This window comes from Zymomonas sp., assembly GCF_020216885.1.
Classification (GTDB): domain Bacteria; phylum Pseudomonadota; class Alphaproteobacteria; order Sphingomonadales; family Sphingomonadaceae; genus Zymomonas.
Genome location: NZ_JAIWON010000094.1, coordinates 1 through 10,000, shown reverse-complemented (window position 1 = coordinate 10,000; position 10,000 = coordinate 1). Strand labels below are relative to the sequence as shown.

At 48.0% G+C, this 10,000-nt stretch carries 3 protein-coding genes and 2 pseudogenes; 2 read left to right on the top strand and 3 right to left on the bottom strand.

Features of this window, described 5'->3' with window-relative positions:
- Nucleotides 1–448, top strand: a pseudogene (locus tag LDL18_RS05125) (acetyl-CoA carboxylase biotin carboxylase subunit); the annotation flags it as partial.
- Between the two features lie 59 nt (nt 449–507).
- Here the strand turns inward: LDL18_RS05125 and cysQ are convergent.
- Nucleotides 508–1,326 (bottom strand): 3'(2'),5'-bisphosphate nucleotidase CysQ, encoded by an 819-nt coding sequence (cysQ, locus tag LDL18_RS05120; RefSeq protein WP_296507440.1) that lies wholly within the window; start codon nt 1,324–1,326, stop codon nt 508–510.
- A gap of 198 nt (nt 1,327–1,524) precedes the next feature.
- Between cysQ and LDL18_RS05115 the strand changes: the two genes are divergently transcribed.
- Nucleotides 1,525–1,995 carry an acetyltransferase gene (locus LDL18_RS05115; RefSeq protein WP_296507438.1) on the top strand — a complete coding sequence of 157 codons (471 nt, stop codon included), beginning with the start codon at nt 1,525–1,527 and terminating at the stop codon, nt 1,993–1,995.
- A gap of 198 nt (nt 1,996–2,193) precedes the next feature.
- Here the strand turns inward: LDL18_RS05115 and rpoC are convergent.
- Together rpoC and rpoB are read right to left on the bottom strand one after the other, a co-directional pair.
- Nucleotides 2,194–6,300: pseudogene (rpoC, locus tag LDL18_RS05110) on the bottom strand (DNA-directed RNA polymerase subunit beta'); the annotation flags it as partial.
- Nucleotides 6,301–6,383: 83 nt separating this feature from the next.
- The coding region (gene rpoB, locus LDL18_RS05105; protein ID WP_296507431.1) for a DNA-directed RNA polymerase subunit beta at nt 6,384–10,000 on the bottom strand (3,617 nt) is incomplete at its 5' end.

Sequence of the window (10,000 nt, the reverse complement as noted above, 5' to 3'; positions counted from 1 at the left end):
TGGCTTGGACTTGGTGCGCGAACAAATCCGCGTTGCTGATGGTCAAGGCCTGTCCCGTACACAGGAACAGGTTACGTTATCCGGCCATGCCATTGAATGTCGTATCAATGCCGAGGATCCTGATAATTTCATGCCTTCACCGGGCAAGGTAAAAAACTACCATGCTCCGGGTGGCTTTGGGGTTCGGGTCGATAGTGGCCTTTACAGCGGTTATGCGATTCCACCTTATTATGACAGCATGATCGGCAAGCTGATCGTGCATGGTGAAACAAGGCAAGAAGCCATCAACCGCCTTTCCCGTTCTCTGGAAGAATTTATCATTGACGGAATTAAAACGACTATTCCTTTGCAGCGGTCACTTCTCGCCAAAGAAGAATTTGTGGATGGCGATTATACGATCAAATCGCTTGAAGCATGGCTGGAAGAAAAGAGCTTGAAAAAGATCTGACCTCATAGGCCAAAGATATAATGAGAAAGAGCCGGAATTTTCCGGCTCTTTTTTTATGTTTATTTTTCTACAGGTAACGGCGGCTGCTCCGAGCCATAGGCAATAAAGCCGGGGTTGCGATAACCCGGTTTTCCATACATCAGATTTTCGCCTTTTTCATCGATCACATTCCCACCAGCAGCCAAAAGAATAGCCTGACCAGCAGCCGTATCCCATTCATGGGTAGGTGACAATCGGGGATAAATATCGGCTTTTCCTTCTGCCAATAGACAGAATTTCAAAGAAGAACCGGCCTTAATCCGCTCTCCGATAGGTAATTGCTTCAAATAATCTTCAGTTGTCGGGTTATTGTGAGAAAAAGAGGTCATCACATCCCATTTTTCGCCCGCTTGACGGATTGCGATATTAGTCCGGTTTTCTATTTGAAAATCGTCGGTTACATCGGCTGCCCATGCCGTTTTTGCCAAGACATCACCCGCATAAAGACGGTTGATAGCTGGCGCATAAATGACACCCAAAATAGGGTAGGCTTTTTTAATCAAAGCAATATTAACCGTAAATTCGTCCCGTTTGTTGACAAATTCTTGTGTGCCATCAATCGGATCCACTAAAAAGAAGCTGTCCGTATTATAACTTTTTTTGGTTTTGGCATATTCTTCTTCCGCTATGACGGCGACACCGGGTTGTATTTTTTTCAATCCCTGCAAAATAATCGCTTCTGCCTCACGATCTGCCTGTGTTACCGGACTATCGTCTTCTTTTTTCATCACAGTAAATTCACCATGATAAATTTCTAAAGCTCTTCTTCCCGCTTGTAACGAAATCTCAACAAGGCCACCCAATAACGCAGCCTGCGGCGAAAGTGATGATAAAAGCATAATGTCTCCCATAAGACGGAAGGCTTTTTACAAAAAAACCTTTTTCTCTATTTAAAGCATTTTAGAAACAGATCGTAGTTTTTTTAAATAACTCTGAAAATAACCATTTCAAAGCCTTTCATGGTCATCCCAAATACTATTCATCTTTTCTTATAAAAAAATCTAAGCCCTTTTTTGAACCAAGGTTACCTTCAATTTATGCCCCAGATGCCTTTCATATCTCGGATCAGAAAATCAAATTCTGGCGATGGGCAGCGTGTTATGGAAATCTGGCGTGATGCGGTGCAAGAAACACATCTTTTTCTAAAAGCAAAAGATCGTCTTGAAATAGAAAAGTCGCTCTATGATTTTTTGCCCATGGCATCCTTATGGCTCGCTGTTGATGACAGCGATAACGCGATAGGATTTATGCTATGCTCTCACAATCATCTTGAAGCGCTTTTTATTGAGCCTCATTTTATGGGACAAGGCATCGGACGCAGGCTTGTGCAACAGGCTATTTCTTTTTGTAACGATATCCTGTCCGTTGATGTCAACGAAGAAAATAGCCAAGCTCTTGGCTTCTATCGTCATTTAGGTTTTATCGAGACAGGCCGATCCAAAACAGATCGCCAAGGCTATCCCTACCCCCTGATTTTTATGCATTTACCTCGAAATATATTAAAATAGATATCAGAAGGCAGATATTCTCTGCCTGTTTTGACGGAAATTTTGAGTAAACTTCCTCTTTATCAAACCATAAAAAAGGCAGCGCTCGGAAAAGCGCTGCCTTTTTTTAACAGAAAGAATAATCAGAAATTATTCGGCTGCATCTGGTGTTTCCGTGTTGTCACTTTCGATAGCGATCGTCGGCTGTTCAAAATTAACGGCCTTATTCGCAGCCCGTAAAGCAGCATCACGACTGTTAGCTGTCACACGAAGACGCTTCATCGCAGCACCCGTTCCGGCAGGGATCAAGCGACCCACAATGACGTTTTCTTTCAGACCGCTTAAGGTATCAATTTTACCCTGAACAGCGGCTTCCGTCAGAACACGCGTTGTTTCTTGGAAGGATGCGGCAGAAATAAAGCTGCGGGTCTGCAAGGAAGCCTTGGTAATACCCAGCAAGATCGGCGTTGCCTGTGCTGGTTCCTGACCTTGGCTTTCCAATTTGACATTAACCGCTTCAAAGTCTTCTTTTTCGACCTGTTCACCCGGCAAGAAGATGCTGTCACCCGCATGGGTAATTTCAACTTTCAGCAACATCTGACGAACAATCGTTTCGATATGCTTATCGTTGATCTTCACACCCTGCAAACGATAGACTTCCTGAATTTCTGAAACCAGATATTCAGCCAAGGCTTCAACGCCCAAAACTTCCAAAATATCATGCGGATCAGGGCTACCGCTAATCAGGTTATCACCCCGTTTAACGTGATCGCCTTCCTGCGCATCAATAACTTTGGATTTCGGGACAAGATATTCAATCGGTTCCGAACCATCATCCGGACGAATAATAACTTTCCGTTTGGCTTTGTAATCTTTACCGAATTCGACGCGACCGGATACTTTCGCAATGATCGCATTTTCTTTCGGCTTACGGGCTTCAAACAATTCAGCCACACGCGGAAGACCACCGGTAATATCACGGGTCTTAGCCGATTCACGGCTGACACGGGCAAGAACCGTTCCGGCCAGAACTTCCTGACCATCGTCAACGGAAATAACCGTTCCCGGTGACAACATGTAACGGGCGGTCTCGCCAGAATCGCCATTCATCAAGGTCAAACGCGGACGTAAATCATCCTTACCACGCGGGGCGCGATATTCGATAACGACACGCTGAGAAATACCGGTGGCTTCATCGACCTGTTCAGTCAAGGTCTGGTTCTCAACCAAATCCTGATACTTAACAATACCGGCACTTTCCGTGATAACCGGAATGGTAAACGGATCCCATTCAGCCAAACGGTCACCCTTCTTGACCATATCACCATCATTATGAAGGAGATGGGCGCCCAACAGAATACGGCTGGAAGCCAGCTCGCGTCCATCTGCGCCAGTCAAAACGACTTCACCCGTCCGGCTCAAGGCAATCTGTTTGCCTTGCGGATCAATAATCGTGCGCAGATCACGGAACTGCAAACGACCATCGGTGACGGCTTCCAAATGGGACTGTTCGTTCAACTGTGCAGCACCACCAATATGGAAGGTACGCATCGTCAACTGGGTTCCAGGTTCACCGATTGACTGGGCGGCAATAACACCGACCGCTTCACCGATATTCACCGGCGTACCACGGGCAAGGTCACGACCATAGCAAGCGGCACAAACACCCCCATGAGATTCACAGACCAACGGGCTGCGAATTTTTACCGACTGGATACCGATTTTTTCGATAACCGCGATATGGGCTTCGTCTAACAAAGTGCCAATCGGAATAGCAACCTGACCATCGGTTCCCATGATGTCTTCGGCCAAAGTCCGACCCAAAATACGTTCACCCAAGGAGGCGATAACATTACCGCCTTGCGTGATCGCTTTCATTTCAAGGGCGCGTTCCGTGCCACAATCATCTTCAACAACGACACAATCCTGACTGACGTCAACCAAACGACGGGTCAGATAACCAGAGTTCGCGGTTTTCAGAGCCGTATCAGCCAGACCCTTACGGGCGCCATGGGTCGAGTTAAAATATTCAAGGACGGTCAAACCTTCCTTAAAGTTCGAAATGATTGGGGTTTCGATGATTTCACCTGACGGTTTAGCCATCAAACCACGCATACCAGCCAACTGCTTAATCTGGGCAGCAGAACCACGCGCACCAGAATGTGCCATCATATAAATGGCGTTAACTGGTAACTCGCGTCCATCAGGTCCTTTATGAACCATCTGGATTTCTTTCATCATTTCGGCTGCCACACGATCACCACAGCGGGACCATGCATCAATGACCTTGTTGTATTTTTCTTGCTGCGTAATCAGACCATCCTGATATTGCTGCTCGAAATCCTGAACAAGGGTGCGGGTTTCATCGACCAAGGCTTCTTTCGCCGCCGGAATGATCATATCATCCTTACCAAAGGAGATACCGGCGCGGCAGGCGTATTTAAAGCCCAAGGACATGATCGCATCAGCAAAAAGAACCGTGTCTTTCTGACCCGTGTGACGATAAACGGTATCGATGACATCAGCGATATCTTTTTTCGTCAACAGACGGTTGATGGTCTCAAAGGGGACTTTGTAATTCTGCGGCAGGGTTTCTCCCAACAGCATACGACCAGGCGTGGTTTCGACCCGTTTCATATAGGTCTCACCCTGCTCGTTGACCTGCGGGACGCGGCTGATAATCTTGCTGTGCAAGGTAACAGCGCCCACATTCAAGGCCTGATGCACTTCCGTCATATTGGAAAGGCGCATCCCCTCACCGGGTTCATTTTCCTTCGACATTGAAAGATAATAAATACCGAGAACCATATCCTGCGACGGCACGATAATCGGCTTACCGTTTGCCGGAGACAGAATATTGTTGGTGGACATCATCAGGACGCGGGCTTCAAGCTGCGCTTCAAGAGACAGAGGCACGTGAACGGCCATCTGGTCACCATCAAAGTCAGCATTAAAGGCCGAGCAAACCAAAGGATGAAGTTGGATCGCCTTACCTTCGATCAAAACCGGTTCAAAGGCCTGAATACCCAGACGATGCAAGGTTGGAGCGCGGTTCAACATCACCGGATGTTCGCGGATAACCTCTTCAAGGATATCCCAAACTTCTTTCCGCTCTTTTTCGACCCATTTTTTCGCCTGTTTCAGGGTCATTGACAGACCCTTCGCATCCAGACGCGAATAGATAAACGGCTTGAACAGCTCAAGCGCCATCTTCTTCGGCAAACCGCACTGATGCAGTTTCAGTTCTGGGCCCGTCGTAATAACGGAACGACCGGAATAATCGACGCGCTTACCCAAAAGATTCTGACGGAAACGACCCTGCTTACCTTTCAGCATATCGGAAAGGGATTTCAGAGGCCGTTTGTTACCGCCGGTAATCGTGCGACCACGCCGACCGTTGTCGAACAGAGCATCCACGGCTTCCTGCAACATCCGCTTTTCGTTGCGGACGATGATATCAGGTGCCCGCAAATCCATCAGACGTTTCAGACGGTTATTACGGTTGATAACGCGACGATAAAGATCATTCAAATCGGAAGTCGCAAAACGACCTCCATCCAACGGCACCAAAGGACGTAATTCAGGCGGGATAACCGGAATGACTTCCAAAATCATCCATTCAGGACGGTTGCCGGATTCGATAAAACTTTCAACGACTTTCAGTCGTTTAATGATCTTTTTCGGCTTTAATTCGGATTTAGTATGCTTCAGTTCTTCAAGCAGATCTTCGCGTTCTGTTTCAAGATCCAAGGCTTCCAAAAGCTTTTTAACCGCCTCAGCACCAATACCAGCCGAGAAAGAATCTTCGCCATATTGATCTTGCGCTTCAAGCAATTCATCTTCGGTCAGAAGCTGGAATTTCTTTAAAGGCGTCAGACCGGGCTCAATAACAATATAGCTTTCAAAATACAGCACGCGTTCAAGCTGCTTCAACTGCATATCAAGCAGAAGACCAATGCGGCTCGGCAGTGATTTCAAAAACCAAATATGGGCAACAGGCGCTGCCAATTCGATATGGCCCATCCGCTCACGGCGCACCTTGGAAACGGTGACTTCAACGCCGCATTTTTCGCAGACAATGCCTTTATATTTCATCCGCTTGTACTTACCGCACAAGCATTCGTAATCTTTGATAGGCCCAAAGATACGAGCGCAGAAAAGACCATCCCGTTCCGGTTTAAAGGTGCGGTAATTGATCGTTTCAGGTTTCTTAATCTCGCCAAAAGACCATGAACGGATCCGCTCGGGAGAGGCCAGACTGATCTGGATATGATCGAAATGCTCTGTACTGGCAAGCGGATTGGCAAAATTAGCTAATTCGTTCATTCTTCATCCCTCAGAAAGGGTCAACAAATAAGGCAGTCTTCTGCGGTGCAGTCGAAACTGCACCGCATCATAAAGACTAACCTCTATTCAGCGGCTACCTGAAAACTGCTATCGTCTTCGTCTTTTGCCTTGGAGGTTTTCAGCTCGACATTCAGACCCAGACTATGCATTTCCTTGACAAGCACGTTGAAGCTTTCAGGAATACCGGCCTCGAAAGTATCATCACCCTTGACGATAGCTTCGTAAACCTTGGTACGACCGACAACGTCATCTGACTTAACGGTCAACATTTCCTGCAAGGTATAAGCAGCACCATAAGCCTGCAATGCCCAGACTTCCATTTCACCAAAGCGCTGACCACCGAACTGCGCTTTACCGCCCAATGGCTGTTGGGTGACAAGGCTATAGGGGCCGATGGAACGAGCATGGATTTTGTCATCAACCAAATGGTGCAATTTCAGCATATAAATATAGCCGACAGTCACCTTCCGGTCGAATTGCTCACCCGTCCGTCCATCATATAATTCAACCTGTCCAGAGTCATCCAGACCAGCCAAATTCAGCATTTCAGAAATATCTTCGGGCTTGGCACCGTCAAAAACCGGCGTTGCCATCGGCACACCATTTCTTAACAGACCTGCCATTTCGACGATTTCTCTGTCTTCACGGCTTTTGATGTCTTCGGCATATTTTTCACCATAGACCTCAATCATCCGCTCTCTGACAACTTCTGGTGGTGAGAAATCCCATTCATAGCGGTCAGCATTCGCCTCACGCCATTCTTCCAAAGCTGTCCGAACTTTCGCGCCAAGACCACGCGCAGCCCAACCTAAATGCGTCTCGAATATCTGTCCGATATTCATACGGCTAGGCACACCTAACGGGTTCAGAACGATGTCAACCGGCGTACCGTCAGCCAAGAATGGCATATCTTCGGCTGGCAGAATGCGGCTGATAACACCCTTGTTACCATGACGACCGGCCATCTTATCACCCGGCTGAAGCTTACGCTTCACGGCAACAAAGACTTTGACCATTTTCAAAACACCGGGCGGTAACTCGTCACCACGCTGTGCTTTTTCGACACGATCCTCAAAACGCTTCCGAATAGCTTCGTCGGCGCTGTCATACTGGCTCTTAATCGCTTCTAGTTCTGCCTGACGGGCATCATCTTCAACCGCGAATTTGAACCATCTATGTGGTTCAATAGAAGCCAGCGTTTCGATGTCAATTCTGGCACCCTTGACAATACGTTTGTCGGGTGCAGCTGCGACCGTCTGACGGAGCAATTTTTCCTGAAGCTGGGCATAAGTTGCCCGATTCAGAATAGCCCGTTCATCTTCACGGTCTTTAGTGAGACGTTCGATTTCTTCGCGCTCGATAGCCATAGCGCGTTCATCTTTATCAACGCCATGACGGTTAAAGACGCGAACATCAACAATCGTGCCAGCAACGCCAGGAGGCAAACGCAAAGAAGTATCACGAACATCCGAGGCTTTTTCACCAAAGATGGCTCGCAACAATTTTTCTTCCGGCGTCATTGGGCTTTCACCCTTTGGCGTGATCTTACCGACCAGAATGTCACCGGGCTGGACTTCCGCACCGATGTAAACGATACCCGCTTCATCCAAATTGCGGAGAGCATCCTCACCGACATTCGGAATATCACGCGTGATATCTTCCGGCCCCAGCTTGGTATCACGAGCCATTACTTCGAATTCATCAATGTGAATCGAGGTAAAGACGTCGTCTTTCACAATCCGTTCGGAAATCAGGATGGAATCTTCGTAGTTATACCCATTCCAAGGCATAAAGGCGACAAGGACGTTCCGTCCTAATGCCAATTCACCCAACTCCGTGGACGGACCATCGGCCAAAACGTCACCGGCATTCACATAGTCGCCGACGCTGACCAGCGGACGCTGGTTAATGCAGGTTGACTGGTTAGAACGCTGGAATTTCATCAAGCGATAGATATCGACACCCGGCTTACCGGCTTCGATTTCACCGGTGGTGCGGATAACAATACGAGATGCATCGACCTGATCGACGATACCAGCACGGCGTGCCGAAATCGCGGCTCCAGAATCGCGAGCAACCGTTTCTTCCATACCAGTGCCAACAAATGGCGCTTCAGCACGTACCAAAGGCACGGCCTGACGTTGCATGTTGGAACCCATCAAAGCACGGTTAGCGTCATCGTTTTCAAGGAACGGGATCAAGGAGGCTGCAACCGAAACCAACTGTTTCGGGCTAACATCCATCAAGGTGATCTGTTCGCGAGGTGCCATCAAGAATTCACCGGCTTCACGAGCAGAAACCAGCTCTTCAACAAAATGACCTTCTGCGTCCAATTCTGCGTTAGCCTGAGCCACCGTATAGCGGCTTTCTTCCATCGCAGAGAGGTAGATAACTTCATTTGTTACCTTGTGATCGACAACCTTACGATAAGGCGTTTCGATAAAACCGTATTTGTTAATACGGCTAAAGGTAGCAAGAGAGTTAATCAGACCAATATTCGGGCCTTCAGGCGTTTCAATTGGGCAGATACGACCATAATGGGTCGGATGAACATCTCGAACTTCAAAGCCAGCTCGCTCACGGGTAAGACCACCGGGGCCCAATGCCGAAACACGACGTTTATGCGTCACTTCGGAAAGCGGGTTAGTCTGATCCATAAACTGTGACAGCTGCGAAGAACCAAAGAATTCGCGAACCGCAGCCACCGCCGGTTTGGCGTTGATCAGATCATTTGGCATGACAGTCGAAACGTCAACAGAGGACATACGCTCTTTAACAGCGCGTTCCATCCGCAACAGACCGACACGATATTGATTTTCTAAAAGCTCACCGACTGAACGGACACGGCGGTTACCAAGGTTATCGATATCATCGACTTCGCCCTTGCCGTCTTTCAGATCGACCAGCGTTTTCACAACGGCCAGAATATCTTCTGCCCGCAAGGTCGTAACCGTATCGGGGCAATCGAGATCAAGGCGCATATTCAGCTTGACGCGACCGACAGCTGAAAGGTCATAGCGTTCTGGATCAAAGAACAAGCCGTAGAAAAGCGCTTCAGCGGTTTCCTTCGTGGGCGGTTCCCCAGGACGCATGACCCGATAAATTTCAGCCAAAGCATGATCACGGTCTTCGGCTTTATCCGCTTTCAACGTATTGCGAATCCACGGGCCTGTTGAGACATGATCAATATCAAGAAGATCAAGCGTTGCGACACCGGCGTTATCCAGCAATTCCAGATTTTCCGGCGTGACTTCATCGCCCGCTTCAATCCAGATACGACCGGTCGATTCATCAATGATATCATAGGCCGAATAATGACCATAGATTTCTTCGGTCGGAATCAGCAAAGTTTCCAGACCATCGCGGCCAGCCTTATTGGCAGCGCGAGGTGAAATCTTCTGCCCGGCAGGGAAAACGACTTCACCGGTATCGCCATTGATGATGTCAAAGAACGGCTTCCGCCCACGCCAACTTTCAGCGACATAAGGCACTTTCCAGCCGCCATCACCACGCACAAAAGTAATCGTGTTATAGAAATGGTGAAGGATCTGTTCGGCATTCAAACCCAAAGCGTAAAGCAGGGTCGTGACTGGCAATTTGCGCTTACGGTCGATACGAACATTGACGATATCTTTCGCGTCAAATTCGAAATCTAACCATGAACCACGATAAGGAATAA

Coding starts and splice junctions, on each gene's coding strand:
- cysQ (WP_296507440.1), bottom strand. CDS start 1,326: ATGCTTTTATCATCACTTTCGCCGCAGGCTGCGTTATTGGGTGGCCTT.
- LDL18_RS05115 (WP_296507438.1), top strand. CDS start 1,525: ATGCCCCAGATGCCTTTCATATCTCGGATCAGAAAATCAAATTCTGGC.